Here is a 19,409-nt window from a genome sequence, read left to right as displayed (position 1 = left end):
CGGACTTAATCTGTTAAAAAAACAGGCAAAGAACCGATTTTAATACATTACAATGCTTTGACTGTAGCGATAATCATGGATCTTAACAAGAGTGTTTTTAAGCTCAAAGTCGAATACCGGTGGTTCTCGCCTTTTCTTCTACAGATTATGATTTGGAACTAATCTTTTTTTTGCAACTTTGTTTGGGTTCTCCGGTGCTATAGTAGAAAACTTCCTTGTTTGAAACATGTGCTGATGTTTGAATCGAGGTAGTGATGAAAGAGACGGTCGCCATCTATAAAAAACAACGTGTTTTTATCGAGAATTCGTTGACGTCGATGATAGCCAATATTGATCTTGACCAGTACGACATGATGAAAGAGAAGTCCATCTTTGCCATGTTTCCTGCACTGAAAGCCACCTACAAAATCAATGCGAACAACAAACAGTCGACGCCGATGTATACGGAAGACGGCTCCGACAGCAGCGCTTTGGGCTTGGACAAATCCTATCTGCTCGGACGTGTCCAGTTCAGAGAAGACAATATCTATATCTCCAACGCCTATGTCAACTCAATGAGCGGAACGCTCTATATTACGATCGTCGTGCGTCTGAAGTCGGAGTATCTTGTCTACGACTTCGAGCTTTACGAGCTGCTCAAAGAGCTTTCCCTTATTGAAGGGCATGAACTCTTTGGCCAATACACGCGCTATTTTTACGCCCTTTTCGGGTTTTTACTGGCAGGGTTTTCGGTCGCCCTGGTCGTCTATGCGATCTATATCGCGTGGGCCCTGGTCGTCGAACAGGACAAAGAGACGCTCGCCGGTCTTTTCCGCTCCATCATCGCGCTGACGCTGGGGCTGGCGATCTTCGACCTCTCCAAGACAATCCTGGAACATGAGGTCTTCTACAAGAGCCTCAGCCGCAGCAACAATCTTGAAAACCGCCTGCTGGCACGCTTTTTGACATCTATCATCATCGCGCTCTCCATAGAATCTTTGATGGTGGTCTTCAAGATCGCACTGAGCGACTACTCCAAGATGATCTACGCTTTTTACCTTATTTCCGGGGTGGCGCTTATGATCGTCGCTCTGAGCCTCTTTATCTTTATCATGCGCTATCAGGGACAGAAAGGGTGAACCGCCTGAGGTCGGGGCAAAAATGCAGATATTTTTCTTTTCTACTATAATTACGTCTATATTTACAAAAAGGAAGTGCCTATGTGCGACTTCAACAACATGGACGATGCGGCAAAAGCCGCCTATCACAGACAACTGACCAAATGTGCCGACGCTTTCGGCGGCACCAACTTTTTTCTTCAGCTTCTCGAAGCTATCCGCAAGACCAAACCGCATCCGCTGCTGGCGAAACATATGGAGTTCCGTTTCTCGCGCGGTATTGTAAAGTGGAACAAAGTGATCTTCAAAGACAAGTTCACGCTGCTTACAAGTGTGCGTGTGACTGAGAACGAGAACGGGAACCTGCTTCCCGGTGAAGATGATAAGAACTATAAAAAGGTGATGAACCTTCTGCGTACGCTTCAGCCTATAACGTTCGAGGTCCTGCCTAAAAACCTCAAAGACGGTGACGGCTTCAAAGTGCATCCGTTCGATATCGTTGATAAAAAGACGACACGCATCAACCCTGTTTTTGATGCGCTCTTTTTCTGTTCGGTCGATACGGTCAAAAAAGTGCTCAGCTACACCCCGAAAGCGTCATGATGGACGGAAAAGAGCGCAGGAACATCCGAAGCGGCATGAGCGTTGCCATCGTCCTCAAGCAGGACCAGGAGACTGGGCGCCTGACCGACGGCATCGTCCGTGATATCCTGACCAAGTCCGCCAGCCACCCCCACGGCATCAAAGTCCGTCTGATGAGCGGCGAAGTCGGACGGGTCAAAGAGATCTATTAGACCCGGCTAAACAGAAAATAAAGAGAAGATTGAATATAATCGCGCCAATTATTATTTATTAGCAGGAGTTTGTCATGGGTAGAGCCTTTGAATACCGTAAAGCAGCCAAGATGAAGCGTTGGGGGAACATGTCCCGTGTTTTCCCAAAATTGGCAAAATCGATTGAAAAAGCGGCAAAAGAGGGCGGCGGCGATCCCGACATGAACCCGAAACTCCGTACGGCGATCTTGAACGCCAAAGCGGAGAACATGCCCAAGGACAACATCGAAGCGGCGATCAAACGTGCCATCGGCAAAGATGCCAAGGATATGCTTGAGGTGACCTTTGAGGGCAAAGGACCGCACGGTTCACTGATCTTCGTCGAGTGTCTGACGGACAACAACACCCGTACGGTTGCCAACGTCAAGAACCACATCAACAAAAACGGCGGCGAGATGCTGAACAACGGTTCACTCGACTTTATGTTCTCGCGCAAATCGATCTTCGAGTTTGATCTTCCGGAAGGAATGGATGTTGAAGAGCTGGAACTTGAGCTCATCGACGCCGGCCTTGAAGAGATCGAAGAGGAAGAGGGCGAGTGTATTGTTCATGCCGACTATACGGACTTCGGGAACATGAGCCAGAAATTCGACGAACTGGGGATCGAGCTTAAAAAAGCGACCCTCGAGCGTATTGCCAACACGCCTATCTCCCTGAACGAAGAGCAGATGGAAGAGGTACAGAAGATCATCGACAAGCTTGAAGACGACGAAGACGTTCAGGCTGTCTATACCAACATAGAGTAGCATTTTACTCCAGAGCGTGCCGCTCTCTTGACAGACAGCGGCAACCATCAAAACACTTTATTATAGACACCGTCGATGAGAAGGAGTGGATCATGGGTATTTCAACCGCGTTACTCCGGGCATTGATCACCTCGGTACTGTTCGTTCTTCTGCCTTCGGCGCTCTGCGCATCGCCTGATAAAACAGCGAAACCGTCGCACCTTGAAACCCAAAAAAGTATCACGGTCGAGATCGATTACGGCGGGCTTCGTCCCGCAAGAAGCGTCAAAACCTCATATGTTGAGGGGATGAGCGCCCTACAGCTTTTGCAGCAGGTTGCCGAGGTGAAAACACATAAGGTCGGTGCTTTCGTATTTGTCCGATCGATTGACAAGATCAAAAGCGAACGCGGTAAGATGGGATGGTTTTACAGTATCGACGGTGTAGCGGCCAAGACGCTTGCAAAGAGCCGTCTTCTCGAAAATGCGAAAGAGATGAAGTGGTCCTACCAGGTAGAAGCCTGCTATTAGACGCAGCTGAATATTTACGGCACTTCTGGCTTAAAAACTCAACGCGTCTCTTTTAATAATCAAGCCCCATTGCACTATCTTCTTTGTCCAACATCAATAAGCGGCAACTCTTTTCTAAAATAGCCAGCTGTTTTGCCATTGCATGAAGATCGCGGTTGTATGCATAGACACCGTAGCCGCGTATGATCATGATATTGGTGCGTTCTGTCAGAAAATATTTGGGTATCTCCGTAATAGCGCGCTCGTACCAGTCATCAAAGTTTTTGGGATCATAGATGGCGATCTGCCCTAGCTCTTTGTAGCCGAAATAGTCTTTTGGGATGATCAGGTTGCGTTCAAGAGAAAAGGCGGTTGTAAAAGGCGGCATGGTAAATGTGATGAATTTGGCATCCGTGATATGATCATAGATCCCTTTATGAATGCCTGCATCGACACTGGCGTTGTTCCAACGATAGTCTTTTGCAAAATAGAGCTCGATAAGCTGCTCATTCGTAATGGCATCGAAGATACTTTCTCGGGTGTTGATAACAAAACGGTTGTTCTCTGTTTTGGCAGAAATAGCACCATGATAGATCCCGTAAAAATCTTTTCGGAACATCGAGAGGGCAAAAGAGGCAAGTTGTTGTTTTAATCGTAGCTTGTTCATAAGGTGATTGTAGCAGGTTTGCTATAAAAATTATAGGATTTTGATCAGGCAGAAAGTCTGTTCCCATAGTTACGGGAACAGTGTGTCAAGCTTATTGTTCGCCGTTACCGTACTCTTCAAAAAGGTATTCGGTGACCGTATCGGCATCTTCTTTTGTGATCGGGGCCTTAAAGTGAACGATCATCTTTTGCACTTTTTTGCGCCAGAAACTTTTGGATTGCGGCCCCTGGTTGGTGACGTATCCGAAAGAGTGGCAGGTCAGACAGTTGGCGTTGACCGCGTCAAAACCTTTACCCATCTTTACTTCGAACGGGATGTAGGGGACCTCGATATCGCCTTCGACCTGGGCAAACAGCGGTGCAAGTGTCAATGTAGCCAGTAATAAAATCTTTTTCATGCTTCTCTCCTTATACCACTTGAACCGTTACGACGTCAATACCGTTGAACTTGTAGCCGCCGTGATTCCATTTGATCTCCTGCGCTAACGGCTGAGATTGCCCGATCTTGTTGATCGCCTTGGCCATGATCGTCATCTTGCCGTATTTCATCGGTTTAAATGCAAAGCTGAAGGCTCTGAAGGCGTAGCGTCCTGCCGCACCTTTGTCCAGTATGGCCGGTTTCCAGCTCTTGCCGCCGTCAACTGAGATCAGTACGTCTCGGATGCCGTGGCCGTCGTCGAAGGCGACACCGCGGACGACGACATGTGATTTCATCTGGATCACCTCGTTGTTTACCGGGTAGCCGATGATCGATTTGACGTTCATCTTGGTGATCGGCTTGGTGTTTTTGGCTCTTTTTTCAGGCGTCTCGCATTCGCAGTCGTTGTCCGGCACGCGGTAGGCGACATCCATGAAGAAGAGTTTTTTGTACTTGTTGGTCACGGTGATGTTGCTGAGCATCTTGACCCAGCTGTCCGAATAGTAGCCCGGGATCACCAGGCGCAGCGGGAAACCGTTGAGGTAGGGAAGGTCCTCGTCGTTCATCTCATAGGCGAGGATGACATGGTCGTCAAGTTCGTCAAGGTGAAGCTCGCGGACAAAGTTCGGCGTTTCGTAGTAGGCGGCATTGTCACGGCCGTTGAAACCGATCCACTCGGCATCTTTTTTAAGACCGGCCTGGTCAAGCAGGTCGCGAAGACGGACCCCTTTCCATTTGGCACAGCCCATCGCACCGTGGCCCCACTGGATACCGCCTGCCGTCGGTTGGAAGGCCGAACGGCTGTTGCCGCCGCACTGAAGTACAGAGGTGACGGTCACCTGCTCGAAGTTTGCCGGGTCTTTCAGGAAGTCAAGCGTGATGTTGAGCTCGCGTTCCACCAGACCGTCGACTTTGATAGTGAAGGTACTCGGATCGATATGGGTCGGGATCTCCGGCATGTGCCATCGAACAAAGAACTCATCGTTGGGTGTGATCGCCTGCGCAAAGGTGCTGCGCGGCGACTCCAGAAGCGGCGGACGGTCCGAGTAGGTGATCATCGGACGCTTTTCGGGAAAAGCGATCTCCGAGACTTTGCGGTTGTCAATCGGTTGACGGGTGACGCCCGCTTCGAGTGTGGTGGCCATCGCTGCTGCAGCGCCGGCTAGAGAGGTTTTAAAAAAATCTCTTCGTTTCATGAGGAACCTTTCAAATGTATATGCGAATACGCTGTACCCTATATATAGGTGTATTTTATCATAGTTGAATGGGGATTCTGAAATAAAAAATTAGTGATATAATAAACAAAATAATTTAACATTGATTTATTTTATTAGCAAAAATAATGAATAAAGGTCTACGATGTACTCATTCAAACAGCTTGAACTTTTTATCTCCCTGGCCAGGACACAGCGGGTTGTCGAGACGGCCAAAGAGTATGAGATGAGCCAGTCCGCCGTTTCGATGTCGATACGCGAACTGGAAAAAGAGCTGGGCGAACTGCTTTTTGACCGCATCGGCAAAAAACTGATCTTAAATGACAGAGGGCATCTTCTTCTAAAAACATGTACGCCCCACATTGAAGGGCTTAAAGAGATCTATGCCAATTTTAACGCCTCCCAGCTCATGGGCGAACTGCGGATTACCGCGAGTGTGACCATTGCCGACTACCTGATGCCGCATCTTTTAAATGATTATCTGAGCGCGTATGAGGGGCTGCATCTCAAATTGAAAAGCGCCAATACCTCCGATGTTATCAGGCAGGTAAAAAGCGGTGAGTGCGATTTCGGGTTTATTGAAGGGGCGTGTCTTGACAGTACTATCGAGTGTAATGTCCTGATGCAAGACGAGCTGGTGGTGGTAAGCCGCGACAGCGGTTTTCAGAAAAAGGGCGTTCTGTTTATGGACCAGCTTGTCAATAAGAAATGGATCTTGCGCGAAGAGGGTTCGGGCACGCGCTCCGTCTTTCTGAACACCATCGCCCCCCTGGACCAGGAACTGAATGTCTTTATGGAGTTCGGCAGTATCGAGGCGATCAAGAATTTTCTTTTGAGTGACGATGCTTACCTTTCCGTATTGCCGAGGATCTGCGTGCTCCATGAATTGGAAGAGGAAAAACTTTTTGAGGTCAGGGTCAAAAACATGACATTCCAGCGTGATTTTATCCTGATCAAACGTCACGACAGGATCGAATCGGCGTTGATGAAGCATTTTAAAGATTTTGTTATGGAACGGTTTTCGTAAATAACGCTGGCTATGACATTAGCCTGTTTGCCAAGAAATTAAGCCCCCGTAGAGTAAAATAACCCCAATAATAAAGAAGGTTGCACTTTGTCTGAAATCCCTCATATCCCCGTACTTTATCGTGAAGTAGTCGATGCCTTTGCCGGTATAGAAGAGGGTGTCATTGTCGACTGTACGATGGGGTACGGCGGACACAGTTCAATGCTTTTGGAAGCCAATGAGAAGATTACGCTGATCGGGATCGACCAGGATCAGACAGCAATCGATTTCTCAAGCAAACGGCTTGCCCCGTTCGGCGATCGGGCCAAGATAAAAAAAGGGCGCTTCTCCGATGTGATCAAAACGATCATAGCCGAAGAGGGGAGCGAAAACATCAGAGGGATACTGGCGGACATCGGTGTCTCTTCCCTTCAGCTTGACCAGAAAGAGCGCGGTTTCTCGTATGAGAGCGAGACGCTCGATATGCGGATGGACAGCGGGGCGGCTTTGAGTGCCGCTGAAGTGGTCAACGGCTATTCGCAAAAGGAGCTTGAACGTATTTTGCGCGATTACGGCGAGATCCGCAATGCGGCTCAGATCGCCTCGGCGATTATCAAACACCGGCCGTTTTACTCGGCGAAAGAACTCAGCGATGTGGTGAAGCCCTACGGACCGCGCGGGAAGAAGATCCATCCTGCCACCCTTGTGATGCAGGCGATACGTATAGAGGTCAACGATGAACTGGGTGAGCTGTCGCGCCTTTTGGATGCGATAGAAGAGGCGGATCTTCCGCATGCCCGGATTGGCATCATCTCCTTCCACTCTCTGGAAGACCGCATGGTCAAACAGCGTTTTTCGAAATGGAGCAAATCGTGCATCTGCCCGCCCGAAGCGATGCGCTGCACCTGCGGCAATAACCATGCAAAAGGCCGGATCGTTACCAGAAAACCGCTCACCGCACAGGCGGATGAACTCAAAGAAAATGCAAGAAGCCGCAGTGCCAAACTGCGTATTTTTGAGACGGGGGCGTGATGAACGAAAAAGATCTTATACTCAATGAGGTCAAAGAACATCAATGCCAGGAAAACAAGATGGGGTGGCGTTTTCTGCTTATGACCCTGCTTATCTTCGCCATTGCCTGGCTGCTGCTTTTTCCGAAAATATACCTGCAGTCGCAGATCTACTACAAAAGTCGCGATATCGCGGTATTGACAGGGGAATACAATGTCTTAAAAGAGGAGAACCGCATTCTCAAGACGAAGGTCGAATCGATCCGTTTTAAAAATCAGGTTCTTGACACCATGTTTGATGAATAAGGAAAGAGGATGATCCGCCGTATCATCGAGTTTGCTATCGACAAGGCACTGTTGAACCATATTATGCTGCTCTTTATCGTGCTGCTCTCCATTTTTGCCTATATCAACATTCCCAAAGAGATCTTTCCGCCGATACAGATGGACAAGATCTCTATCAACGGCGGCTATGTCGGCACGAGCGCCAATGTGCTCGACAAGATGGTGGTCAACACCATCGAAGATGATCTTAAAAACATCAATGAACTCGATGTGGTCAAGACGGCGATCAAAAACGGTTCGTTCTCTATTATGGCGGACATCAAACCCGGTTCGGACAACATCCAAGTGCTTCAGGATGTCAAAGATATTATTGCCCAGACCAAGCGCGATCTGCCGGCAGATATGAACGAACCTATTGCCAAGATCCATATCGAGACGATACCGCTTGTTTTAGTGGCTATTGCGGGAGAAGTACCGACGAAAGAGCTCCTGGCGCGTGCGGAAGAACTAAAAAGTTCGCTCTCGCAGTTCAAGGAGCTTAGCGAGATCTCCATCCGCGGTGATGCCGATGAGGAGCTGCTCTTGCGCCTCAATGAAGATAAGATCCGAGCTTTCGGATTGGAGCTCAACAGTGTTGTTTCGGCATTGCAGAATCTCAGCTCCATCTTTCCTATCGGTACTATCAAAGAGCGGGGAAAGCATCTCTACATCTCGACCTACAACGGTGAAAAAGAGCGTGCTGTACTGGAAGACGCTATCATCAATATCGGCAGGCAACATGTTCGATTGGGCGATATAGCCGATATCTCTTTTGAGCTGAGTGATGAGAGTGAGCTCTCCCATTACAACGGCGTGCGAAACATCTCGGTCAACATCACCAAGTCCAAACTGGGCAATGCGATTTCGCTGGCCAAAGAGATAGGTGTCGTATTGGATCAATACGAGAAAAAGTACCCGCATCTCAGCTTTAATATCTATACCGACACCTCCGTCTGGATCAAGAACCGTCTGAACACGGTCTTCTCGAATATCCTGTTCGGGCTGATGCTGGTTTTTTTGGCCATGTTGATTTTTGTCAATCGTGGTATCGCCCTGGTCGTGGCAATGGGGATACCGCTCTCGTTTATGATCGGCCTTATCGCGACGGAGGCCTTTGGCTACAGTCTGAATATGCTCTCCCTGCTGGGGGCTCTGATAGCGCTGGGGATGCTGGTAGACGAGGCCATCGTCGTTGCCGAGAACATCTACCGTCACCTGGAAGAGGGGATGGAACGCCGTGAAGCCGCCATCGTGGGTGCGGTTGAGATGTTCCCGGCCGTATTGACGGCCACTTTGACAACGATCTTTGCCTTTTTGCCGATGCTCTTGATCAGCGGCGAGATGGGGGCATTTATCAAGATCTTGCCGATCATGATATCGGTCCTGCTGATCAGTTCGCTTTTCGAAGCTTTTTTCTTTTTGCCGCTGCATTCGTATGACTTTTTGCGTCTGCGTAAAGAGGGGCATATGACCCACGGCATCTGGGAAGCGCTTTACACCCTTTACAACAGAGTGCTGACCCGACTCCTCAGCAAAAAGCTGTTGTCGCTTATTGTGATCGTCACAAGTATCCTGGTTGCAACAGTCTATATGGTCAAAAGCTCCAAATTTCAGCTCTTTCCGGAATTTGACGTTACGCAGGTCTATGTCTCCGGTAAGGTCAATATCAATAACGATCTGGAAGATACCGAAGCGTTGGTCGCACGACTTGAAAAAGAACTTCTCAAGCGGCTCGACGACAATGACTATATCTCCGTAACATCCGTGATCGGACTGCGGATAGATGCCAAAAACAAGGCGGAGCTGGGAGAAAACCTCTTTCATATCTTTATTGAACTGCATGAACGTGCTCCCGATAATATTTTTAACAAATACATCAACCCCTACCTCTCTATCGAGTATGATGCCGATCTGCTTGTCCGTGAAAAACCGGCGGTTGAGATCAAAAATGAGATTTCTGAGTGGTTGGTGCCCTATAAAGAAGCAAAAATCGGTGATGATCCGGTCTATGAGGAACTCAATGTCGATATCCAGGGTACGGGCGTCGTCGCACACGATGTCGAGATTGCATTGAGCGGCAAGAGTGATGATGACCTTCTTGAGGGCGTTAAAAAGCTTGAAGGGGCGATGCAGCAGATCAAAGGGCTGCTCAATATTGCCGACGATGCGGATTTGGGTGAAAAGGAACTCAAGTTGCGTGTTAACAGTTACGGGCAGGAGTTAGGTTTTAACGAGCAGCTTATTACGCAGGAGCTTCGGGCCTATTATCTCAAAGGCGAATACGGCAAGATGTTTAATGAAAACGGTCTCGTACGGGTGCGTATCGAGAGCGGTGCAAATGAGAACCTGGCATCGCTTGACGACATGCAGGTCCAGGTTCCGGGCACACAGAACTATGTGGCCCTGCGGGAAGTGTGCGACTTTATCATTACGCAGGGGTATGTCAGCATCATTAAAGAGGACGGCAAGCGTATCCGTTCCGTTTTTGCTTCGCTTAAGAAGGGAGAGATCACCTCCTCCGAAGCGATGAAAGAGCTGCAACCGGCACTCGAAGAACTCCGCCGGGAGGGCTTTCATGTTGAGGTCAAGGGGGAAGAACAGGAGAATGCGAAGACGCAGCGAGAGATGGGCCAAGCCGCGGTTGTGGCGACCTTTTTGATCTTTATCACACTGGTGTGGCTTTTCGACTCTCTAAAACGTTCTCTGATTGTTTTGAGTACGATCCCCCTGGTCGTGCTGGGGGTTTACGTGGGACACCTCATTATGGGCCTCAATATCTCGATGACCTCCTTGATCGGTATTGTCGGTCTCGCCGGGGTCGTGGTCAATGACGGGCTGATCATGGTCAGTTTTATCCAAAAAGCCAGAGACCTTGAGGAACTGGTCGTTATGGCGAAAACACGTCTGCGTCCGATCCTCTTGACCTCGATCACGACGGTACTGGGACTGGTAACACTGATCTTTTTTGCTTCGGGTCAGGCGCAGATCCTGCAGCCGATGGCTGTGGCACTTGGTTTCGGTATTACCTGGGCGACAGTCTTAAATCTTATTTACGTCCCCATACTGTACGCCGTGGTTTATCGGATCAAAAGCCCCGGGAGATAAAGTGTCGTGGGTGAATATGCAGGTTTTAGAGGTGCCATAAGCATCTCAGTGGTATAATCACCAAATTTTTATATACGGGACAGATGACAGTATGAACGATAATGATAAATATGCAGCACTGTTTGAAGATGATGATGATATCTTTTTAGGTTCACCTAAATCGAAATTTCTGGATATTGTCTTCAATGCCAACCAAAATCTTGTTAAAGACGAACTCTGCAATATTGTTGAAAGAGTTGCGGCTCTTGAGATGATGCTGGATGAAAAAGTTGGCGGAGACTGGGAACGTGAACTGGCGACAAATGACTATACCCGCACTTCTGAAGTGGAAGAAAAAGCGAAGAGTCTTTTTATCGAGTACACAGGCAACGTACTTTCCAAAAACGAATAGTTCAGAGGGGCAAATACCCCCTCAGCGGTGCAGTTTTCTTTTAAGAGCAGCAAACGTGCTTTTACAAGACACCTACATAAGGGCACCTCTAAAACCCCTAGTTAGCTTCAGCGCTAGAGAGAAGAGCCCATAATCTAAGTTAGGATAAATACAAACGTGATTGAGACAGTAGAAAAAGAGATCTTGACCCTTGTTGACGAGATTGGCTATGATGAGATTACACGCCTTTTTGGGACACTCAAAGGGGGGAAGCGTCTTCGTGCAAAGTTGATCCTGGAAATTGCCGCCGAAGATAAAGAAGCACCGAAGCTGGGTGCGATCGTTGAGCTGATCCATGCTGCCAGCCTTCTGCATGATGATGTGATCGATGATGCAACCCTTCGCCGCGGCGTCGCTTCTGTCAATGCGACGGAAGATTCGAAAACGGCGATTATGCTCGGGGATGCTCTCTACTCCAAGGCCTACAGTAGCCTGGTCTCTTTTGACGAAGCCGTTGCCAGGACGGTTTCTGCCGCGGTTACGGCACTTTCCGTCGGTGAGCTGATGGACGTGCGTATGTCGGAGGCGTTCAATGCGGATGCCGAACGTTATATGCAGATGCTCTATCTTAAGACAGCTGCACTGATCGAGGCTTCGGCTAAAGCGGCGGCTCAGTTGACGGGTAAAGATGCAGAAGCCTACGCGCTCTATGGCAAAAACCTCGGTATCTCGTTTCAGATTATTGACGACATCCTGGATATTGTTTCGGATGAGGCTACACTGGGCAAGCCTGCACTGCACGACTACGAAGAGGGCAAATGTACCTTGCCGTATATCTACCTTTATGACGCGCTTGAGGGTGCAGAGAGAGAACGCCTGGTTGCTTCGCATAAACAGAAACTTTCGCCTGAAGAATCGGCCTGGATCAAAGCGAAGATGCAGGAGCACAAATGTATTGAACGCTCTTATGCTTTGGCGCAGGAACTCTCGAACAAAGCCATTGAGGCCGTTTCCGGCGATGAACGCCTTGTCGGCATTATCGAATCCATGATGAAAAGAAGTTTTTAATGCACTTCCTGGTGGTCAGTTTTACCCACAAAAATACCACTTTGGCGATTCGTGAGAAGCTGGCATTCGCAAATGACGAGCAGAAAGACCTCTGCCTTAGCAGGCTCTGTTCCGATGCGAGTATCAGTGAGGCGATGGTAACGTCGACGTGTAACCGTATTGAAGTGTTCTGCAGCTGTAACGACATTGAAGCGGCTACGATGACCATTTTGCTCCACATGCATAAACGTTCGGGCATTGATGCCGATGAGCTGGAAGTGCGGGCAGATATTCATGAGGACCGCTCTGCGATCCACCATGTCCTGTCAGTGGTGAGTTCGCTTGATTCGATGGTGGTCGGTGAGACACAGATCGCGGGGCAGATCAAAGATGCCTACAATTTTGCACGTGCACATCACTACTGCAACTCCAGGATCGCGGGTGTTATTCAGCACGCCTTCAAATGTGCGGCGGAAGTACGCAACGTCACGGACATCTCCTCCAAACCCGTCTCTATCGCCAGTGTCGCGATGCAGCAGTTAAAGCGTGATGCCGGCGATCTGAGCGGCAAGCGCGCGCTCATCATCGGTGCCGGGGAGATGTCGGTTTTGAGTGCGCGCTATCTGAGCAAAGAGAATGTCTCCATCACGATCATGAACCGTACAAGAGCCAAGGCGGAAGAGATCGCCGAGGAGTTTGATGCGCAGGTGATCGACTTTGACGAGTTGCACGCGGTGATAGATGAGTTCGACCTGCTTATCTCGGCAACCGGTGCGACTGAACCGATCATAAAAAAGAGAGACATCAACTTTTCGATCCGTGACCGTTTCTGGATCGATATGGCGGTCCCGCGTGATATCGAAGAGTTCGAATCCGAATCCATCACGCTTTATGCCGTGGATGACCTCAAAAGCATCGTGGATGAGAACCTCGTTCTGCGAGAAGATGAGGCAAAAGCCTCATTCGGCATTATCCGCCGGTATACAAAAAGTTATTATGAGTGGCAGCAGCGCCAGAGCATTGAGCCGATGATCAAAGAGCTCTATGTCCGGGCAATGAAAGCGGCACAGGTAGAGAGCGAACGTGCCATTGCGAACGGGTATCTGCCGCAAGAGTATGCCACTCAGGCTCAGAAGATGGCCGAACAGGCGCTGAAACGTTTTCTTCACGGCAAGATCCAGCGGCTTCGCGAGGTGACGGAAGAGGCGCAATCCGAGTCGTTGATGGATGCTCTTTCGCATATTCTCGGTCTAGACAAACAAGAAAAAAATTAACTATTTTTACAAGGAACTCCATGCGTTTTTCTCAAGCTTTTATTCCAACAACAAAAGAAGCACCGTCCGATGCGCAACTTGCCAGCCATATCTTTTTGGCACGCGCCGGTTTTACCTCACAGGTCGCCGCAGGTCTGTATAACTATCTGCCGCTGGGCAAACGTGTTCTTAAAAACATCGAGAATGTGATCAATGAGGAGATGACAGCTTCAGGTGCGCAAGAGGTCGATCTCAGTTTCGTTACACCGGCCGATCTTTGGGCCGAGAGCGGCCGTATTGAGAAGTTCGGGAAAGAACTTCTCCGTTTCCGCGACCGTAAAGAGAACTTATTTGTTCTGGGGCCGACACACGAAGAGATGATGGTCAATCTTGTGCGCAACCGTGTTACGAGCTACAAGCAGCTTCCGCTGAACCTCTACCAGATCAAGACCAAGTTCCGTGATGAGGCGCGTCCGCGTTTCGGGTTGATGCGCGGCCGCGAGTTCGTGATGAAAGACGGTTACAGTTTTCATGCAAATGAAGAGGACCTTGATCGCGAATTCGATGCGATGGAAGCAGCATACAAACGTATATTGGAACGTCTGGGGCTCGAGTTCCGCGTCGTCGAAGCCGACAGCGGTGCGATCGGCGGTTCGGGTTCCAAAGAGCTGATGGTGATCGCCGACAGCGGTGAAGACACGATCGCTATATGCGACAGCTGCGAATACGGTGCCAATGTCGAAGCGGCGAAACGTTCGGATCGTCAGGATATTCCTGCAGCGCCGGAAGCGGATTTCAACAAATTCCAGACGCCCGGTGTCACAAGCATCGAAGCGCTGGCAGCATTTTTCAAGGTTGACCCTTACTACACGATGAAGTGCGTGGCGAAACGGCTGATCTATGAAGACGGCGATCAGGTGGTGCTCTTTTTCCTGCGCGGCGACGACGAACTCCAGGAGGTCAAGGCGGTGAACGCTGCCGAAGCACTCGATATCGCCGACGTAAGCGAAGAGGAGCTTACCGCCCTTGGGCTGGTTCCGGGTTTCATGGGACCGCTGGATATGGACAAAGTTCCGTGTGTATTTGACACAGGCCTTAAAGACGCCAAGCAGCTTATCTGCGGCGCCAACGAGAAAGATTACCACTATGTCGGCGTCGATATGAGTGTGCTTAAAGACGCGCTGTTCAAGGATCTCTATTCAGCGAGAGAAGGCGACGGTTGTCCAAACTGCAACGGCAAGCTCCACTACAGAAAAGGGATCGAGGTCGGCCATATCTTTAAACTGGGTACGACCTACTCCAAGCCGCTCAAGGCAGAGTTCCTTAACGAAAAAGGTCAGTCTGAACCTTTCGTCATGGGAACATACGGTATGGGTGTGAGCCGCCTTATCGCCGCAACGGTCGAACAGCATCATGATGAAAAGGGGTGTATCTGGACGAGGGAGACAGCCCCATACCTTGTCAATGTAATGGTCTCCAACATCAAAGACGAAGCGCAGCTTGACTTCGGTGAAGAGCTTTACGTAAAGCTCAAGACTGCCGGTGTGGAGGTGATTCTGGATGATCGTAAAGAGCGTTTCGGGTTTAAGATGAAAGACGCGGAACTGATCGGTTTCCCCTACACGGTCATCGTCGGTAAAGAACTCGAAAACGGTAATGTCCAGATTGTCGAGCGGGCAACGCTGGAAAAGAGCGAAGTCACTGCAGCGTCTGTTTTTGACGCGATCATGGATCGTCTGAAATGATCTACTTTTTCGTCTATCTCTTTTTGGAGGTGATGATCTCGGTCAACCTGGCTTCTGAGATCGGCGGGTTCTATACTTTTCTGGAGATACTTCTGAGCGCTTTGATCGGTATGGTCCTATTGGTCAACTTCAGAGCCACACTGGTTGAGAACATGCATGCCGTCTCGATGCAAAAGATCGATGTACAAGAGTTTCAACGTTTGAATATCTTTGCCGTTCTCGGTGCGATCTTATTGATCTTACCCGGGTTCTTAACCGATATCATCGGTATCTTGCTACAATTTTCCGTTTTTACCAAGATGTTGGTTAACCGTTTTACGGCAAAATCACCTTTTGAGAATCAAGATTCTGGAAACAGAACATATACACACACACAAATACATGAAGAAAAGGATGACAATGTCATTGATGTCGAAATTATCAGCAACGATACTACTAAGTAGCCTTTCACTTTTTGGCGCGACAAATGCCGAAGTGACCGGTTTTTTAAAAAAGCAGATCGGCGGCAATAAAAACATTTCAAATCTTGAGATAAAGGTTGTGGAAAGAACGCCATCGAAAGGGCTCAAAGGCTGGGACAGCCTTATCGTAAACTTGAAAGCACGTGTCAAACAGGGCGATCAAGAACGTGATATCGAACAGCAGATGATCTATTTTGTTCATGGTGATTTCATAACCAAAGATTTTAACAATATCAAGAGCGGTCGCAGTTTGAGCAGTTCGGTGGCACCGAAGTTCAAGACGGAATATTACACGAAAGAAAACCTTGTTTTCGGTAATGCTGGTGCTAAACATAAAGTGGCGATATTTTCCGATCCGCTTTGCCCGTTTTGCAGAAAGTTTGTGCCTGAGGCTATCGAATACATGAAAAAATTCCCGGATGATTTTGCCGTCTATTATTACCACTTTCCGCTTCCTTCGCTTCATCCTGCAGCGATCACCTTGACAAAAGCGGCGATAGCGATTGAACACAAGGGGATGAAAAGCAGACTTCTGGACCTTTACAAAGTCGAGGTCAATGCGCGCGAAACCGATGAGAAAAAGATTCTGGCCGCTTTTAACAAAAGCCTGGGCACCTCGATCACGCCGGCAGAGATCCACGCAGCGTCGGTAGAAAAACAGTTCAACCATGATAAAGAGATCGCTATGAAAGTCATGGTTCAGGGAACACCGACACTTTTCTTTGACGGTGAAAAAGATGCAAGCAAAACCAGATATAAAGAAGTGAAGGTCAAATGAAAAAAATAACGATAGCAACACGCGGTTCAAAACTCGCTCTTTGGCAATCCGAGCATATCAAAGCTGTTTTAGAAGAGAAGAACCCGGGGTTGGCGGTTGAACTTAAAATTGTCATCACCTCAGGTGACAAGATCATCGATACCCCATTGGCCAAGATCGGCGGTAAAGGACTTTTTCTAAAAGAGATCGAAGAGGCGATGCTTCGCGGTGAAGCGCAGATCGCAGTGCATTCACTCAAAGATGTACCGACGGTAATGCCGGCGGGATTGGTGCTTGCGGCGATCACCGAACGTGAAGATGTACGCGATGCGATGCTTTCCGAAAAATATACGGAGATCGATGAGCTTCCAAAGGGGGCAACAGTAGGGACCTCGTCACTGCGCCGTCGTATGCATTTGGCACGTATTCGCCCCGATCTTATCATCAAGGACCTTCGCGGTAATGTTGATACCCGTATCCGTAAGCTTAAAGAGGGGCAGTTTGATGCCATCATCCTGGCAGCAGCCGGCATAAGCCGTTTGGGACTGCTGGATGCGGTCGAGCATATTTACCCGATCTCGCTGATGGAGATGATCCCGGCGATGGGGCAGGGTGCTCTGGGTATTCAGTGCGTGGATGATCCTGAAGTGATCAAGATCGCCGAGCAGCTCGAAGATGAGTACAGCCGAATCGAAACGACGATAGAGCGTGATTTTGTCGATATGCTTGAAGGCGGATGTCAGGTGCCTATCGGCGTTAATGCTTTTGTTCAGGACAACGGCGATGTGATCGTCCGTTCGCTGTTGGGCCTGCCTAACGGTCACGAAGTTTTGGGCGAGACCAAGATCGTGCGAAAAGAGGAACATGCCAATGCCGGACGCGAGATGGCACAGCGTTTGATCGACAAAGGCGCCAAAGAGCTTCTTGCGCGTGCTGAAGAGCAGGCCAATAGCATCAAAAGTACCCTTTAAGGCCGCTTGATCCGTATAGTGGTGTCAGCCCCACTTTAAAAACGGTTGGCGATAGATCGACTCCATATAAAGAACTCACATGAAAAAAACTATTGATCTGCTTACAAAACACAATGAGCTGACTATCATTGAAGAAGAACTCGATATCTACCTGGAGATCCCGCATCTGGCCTATATGGAGGTGAAAAAAAAGGATGGCGGCAAGGCGCTTCTTTTTACCAGCCCCGTTGACAGGAAAAACAGCAGAACGTTTGATGTACCGGTTCTGATGAACCTTTTCGGTTCATACAAACGGACCGAACTGCTGTTTGGACGCAGTATAGAGTCGGTAGCGGATGAGATCACCAAACTGCTCCATATGAAACCGCCCGAAAGTCTCGGCAACAAGATCGCGATGCTGGGTGATCTGCTGCAGCTGAAGAATGTTTTTCCGAAACGGTTGAAAAAAGAGGGGGAGTGTCAGGCAATCAAGATGCTCGGCGAAGATGTGAACCTTTATGATCTACCGGTACTGACAACATGGGAACAGGACGGGGGGCCTTTCATCACGATGGGGCAGGTCTATACGCAAAGTCTTGACGGCGAGATGGTGAACCTGGGGATGTACCGCCTTCAGGTCTATGATAAAAATCATCTTGGTATGCATTGGCAGATCCATAAAGATGCCTCCCATTTCTTTGATCAGTACCAGCGTGCGGGCAAAAAGATGCCGGTGAGTATCGGTATCGGCGGTGACCCGCTATATACCTGGTGCGCAACGGCTCCGCTGCCATACGGCGTGAACGAACTGCTGCTTTACGGCTTTGTCAAAAAAGAGAAGGCTGAGGTGGTCAAGTCGGTCACGACGCCGCTTTACATTCCGCACGATGTCGATTATGTGATAGAGGGGTGGGTCGATCCGCAAAATCTGAAGATCGAAGGCCCTTTTGGCGATCATACAGGGTATTACACGCTTGAAGAGCCTTATCCTGTTATGGAAGTCAGTGCTATTACCCGCAAAAAAGAGCCTACTTATTTAGCGACAGTCGTCGGGAAACCGCCGCTTGAAGACAAATATATGGGGTGGGCGACAGAGCGTATCTTCTTACCGCTGATAAAAACCAATGCCCCGGATCTGATCGATTATCATATGCCGGAAAACGGAGTCTTCCACAATCTTATTCTGGCAAAGATGCAGCCGCTGTATAAAGGGCATGCAAAGCAGTTCATGCATGTCTTCTGGGGCGCGGGTCAGATGAGTTTTGTCAAACATGCTCTTTTTGTAGATGAAAGAGGTCCTGAGCTTAGTAATTATTTTGCAATGGCTAAATATGTACTTGACCGTTTTTCGCCTAAAATGCTCTTTATTACCGAAGGTATTACGGATGCACTAGACCATTCAAGCCCGGAAGCCCTGGTGGGTGGGAAACTCGGTATTGATGCAACACAAAAGTTTGAACCGACAACGCCGGCACTGCTCGACGATGAAAAACTGTTGGTATTAGTCAAAGAGCGTATTCCTGAAGCCGAAGATCTTCGCCAATATATGTTGATGACACCCAACCCGATCACCGTGATTACGATCAATAAAAGCAGACGGGTGAATGAGTGTTTTGAACTTCTTGACGACCTTAATGAACATCTTCGTATCATCGTTTTTGTGGATGTTGAAAATAACAATATAGACAATCCTTATATGTTGACCTGGCGTATCGTCAACAACCTGGACGCACAGCGCGATATCCGGATCGCAGGGCAGTCCGTGTATATTGACGGCACCAATAAAAATAAAATAGACGGTTTTAAACGCCGCTGGCCTGATGACGTTACCTGCACCTCTGATGTCGTCGCCTCTCTTAAATCAAAAGGGTTGTGGGATCTAGATCCAAAACTGGAAACCTATTATCAACTCTAAATGC

At 48.8% G+C, this 19,409-nt stretch carries 20 protein-coding genes; 17 read left to right on the top strand and 3 right to left on the bottom strand.

Annotated features, from left to right (window positions below):
• Positions 1-254 precede the first annotated feature (254 nt).
• From WCY20_RS08915 to WCY20_RS08895, 5 genes are all read left to right on the top strand, one after another.
• Complete coding sequence (locus WCY20_RS08915; protein WP_345974473.1) at positions 255-1,118, top strand: hypothetical protein; 864 nt, start codon at positions 255-257, stop codon at positions 1,116-1,118.
• A gap of 81 nt (positions 1,119-1,199) precedes the next feature.
• A complete protein-coding gene (locus WCY20_RS08910) occupies positions 1,200-1,700 on the top strand; it encodes a hypothetical protein (protein ID WP_345974471.1) in 501 nt (166 codons plus the stop codon).
• Complete coding sequence (locus WCY20_RS08905) at positions 1,697-1,891, top strand: YwbE family protein (protein WP_345974470.1); 195 nt, start codon at positions 1,697-1,699, stop codon at positions 1,889-1,891. The genes WCY20_RS08910 and WCY20_RS08905 overlap by 4 nt, the downstream gene beginning before the upstream one ends.
• A gap of 74 nt (positions 1,892-1,965) precedes the next feature.
• The gene (locus tag WCY20_RS08900; protein WP_345974468.1) at positions 1,966-2,676 is read left to right on the top strand and encodes a YebC/PmpR family DNA-binding transcriptional regulator; all 711 of its coding nucleotides are present in this window, start codon (positions 1,966-1,968) and stop codon (positions 2,674-2,676) included.
• A 92-nt stretch (positions 2,677-2,768) separates the two neighbouring features.
• Positions 2,769-3,185, top strand: a complete 417-nt coding sequence (locus WCY20_RS08895; RefSeq protein ID WP_345974466.1) for a DUF4430 domain-containing protein — start codon at positions 2,769-2,771, stop codon at positions 3,183-3,185.
• A 52-nt stretch (positions 3,186-3,237) separates the two neighbouring features.
• Here WCY20_RS08895 and WCY20_RS08890 read toward each other — a convergent pair whose 3' ends face one another.
• The 3 genes from WCY20_RS08890 to WCY20_RS08880 form a co-directional block, all read right to left on the bottom strand.
• Complete coding sequence (locus WCY20_RS08890; RefSeq protein ID WP_345974465.1) at positions 3,238-3,831, bottom strand: class II aldolase and adducin N-terminal domain-containing protein; 594 nt, start codon at positions 3,829-3,831, stop codon at positions 3,238-3,240.
• 91 nt (positions 3,832-3,922) lie between these two features.
• On the bottom strand, positions 3,923-4,228 hold the full coding sequence (locus tag WCY20_RS08885) for a sulfite:cytochrome C oxidoreductase subunit B (protein ID WP_345974464.1): 306 nt from the start codon (positions 4,226-4,228) through the stop codon (positions 3,923-3,925).
• 10 nt (positions 4,229-4,238) lie between these two features.
• Entirely contained in the window at positions 4,239-5,444 is a 1,206-nt protein-coding gene (locus tag WCY20_RS08880; protein WP_345974462.1) for a molybdopterin-dependent oxidoreductase, read from the bottom strand.
• 163 nt (positions 5,445-5,607) lie between these two features.
• Here WCY20_RS08880 and WCY20_RS08875 point away from each other — a divergent pair, with 163 nt between their 5' ends.
• The 12 genes from WCY20_RS08875 (at position 5,608) to WCY20_RS08820 (ending at position 19,405) form a co-directional block, all read left to right on the top strand.
• The gene (locus WCY20_RS08875; RefSeq protein WP_345974460.1) at positions 5,608-6,489 is read left to right on the top strand and encodes a LysR substrate-binding domain-containing protein; all 882 of its coding nucleotides are present in this window, start codon (positions 5,608-5,610) and stop codon (positions 6,487-6,489) included.
• 87 nt (positions 6,490-6,576) lie between these two features.
• Positions 6,577-7,500: a 16S rRNA (cytosine(1402)-N(4))-methyltransferase RsmH gene (gene rsmH / locus WCY20_RS08870; protein ID WP_345974458.1), complete on the top strand. Its 924-nt coding sequence runs from the start codon at positions 6,577-6,579 to the stop codon at positions 7,498-7,500.
• Positions 7,500-7,784 (top strand): hypothetical protein, encoded by a 285-nt coding sequence (locus WCY20_RS08865; protein ID WP_345974456.1) that lies wholly within the window; start codon positions 7,500-7,502, stop codon positions 7,782-7,784. Before rsmH ends, WCY20_RS08865 begins: the two co-directional genes overlap by 1 nt.
• A gap of 9 nt (positions 7,785-7,793) precedes the next feature.
• Positions 7,794-10,907 (top strand): efflux RND transporter permease subunit, encoded by a 3,114-nt coding sequence (locus WCY20_RS08860; protein ID WP_345974454.1) that lies wholly within the window; start codon positions 7,794-7,796, stop codon positions 10,905-10,907.
• A gap of 91 nt (positions 10,908-10,998) precedes the next feature.
• A complete protein-coding gene (locus tag WCY20_RS08855) occupies positions 10,999-11,298 on the top strand; it encodes a DUF2018 family protein (RefSeq protein ID WP_345974453.1) in 300 nt (99 codons plus the stop codon).
• A gap of 159 nt (positions 11,299-11,457) precedes the next feature.
• Entirely contained in the window at positions 11,458-12,345 is an 888-nt protein-coding gene (locus tag WCY20_RS08850; protein ID WP_345978241.1) for a polyprenyl synthetase family protein, read from the top strand.
• Positions 12,345-13,598, top strand: coding sequence for a glutamyl-tRNA reductase (hemA, locus tag WCY20_RS08845; RefSeq protein ID WP_345974452.1), 1,254 nt, complete (start codon positions 12,345-12,347; stop codon positions 13,596-13,598). Before WCY20_RS08850 ends, hemA begins: the two co-directional genes overlap by 1 nt.
• Before the next feature lie 20 nt (positions 13,599-13,618).
• The gene (locus tag WCY20_RS08840) at positions 13,619-15,322 is read left to right on the top strand and encodes a proline--tRNA ligase (RefSeq protein WP_345974451.1); all 1,704 of its coding nucleotides are present in this window, start codon (positions 13,619-13,621) and stop codon (positions 15,320-15,322) included.
• A complete protein-coding gene (locus WCY20_RS08835) occupies positions 15,319-15,765 on the top strand; it encodes an FxsA family protein (protein WP_345974449.1) in 447 nt (148 codons plus the stop codon). Before WCY20_RS08840 ends, WCY20_RS08835 begins: the two co-directional genes overlap by 4 nt.
• On the top strand, positions 15,731-16,561 hold the full coding sequence (locus WCY20_RS08830; protein WP_345974448.1) for a thioredoxin domain-containing protein: 831 nt from the start codon (positions 15,731-15,733) through the stop codon (positions 16,559-16,561). The genes WCY20_RS08835 and WCY20_RS08830 overlap by 35 nt, the downstream gene beginning before the upstream one ends.
• Positions 16,558-17,511 carry a hydroxymethylbilane synthase gene (gene hemC, locus WCY20_RS08825; protein WP_345974446.1) on the top strand — a complete coding sequence of 318 codons (954 nt, stop codon included), beginning with the start codon at positions 16,558-16,560 and terminating at the stop codon, positions 17,509-17,511. The genes WCY20_RS08830 and hemC overlap by 4 nt, the downstream gene beginning before the upstream one ends.
• A 79-nt stretch (positions 17,512-17,590) precedes the next feature.
• Entirely contained in the window at positions 17,591-19,405 is a 1,815-nt protein-coding gene (locus WCY20_RS08820; RefSeq protein ID WP_345974444.1) for a menaquinone biosynthesis decarboxylase, read from the top strand.
• The last annotated feature ends 4 nt before the right edge of the window (positions 19,406-19,409 follow it).

Source organism: Sulfurimonas sp. HSL3-7 (assembly GCF_039645985.1).
GTDB classification, from domain to species: Bacteria; Campylobacterota; Campylobacteria; order Campylobacterales; family Sulfurimonadaceae; genus Sulfonitrofixus; species Sulfonitrofixus jiaomeiensis.
The sequence above is the reverse complement of the archived record's forward strand: the minus strand, read 5'-3'. Positions and strand labels throughout refer to the sequence as shown.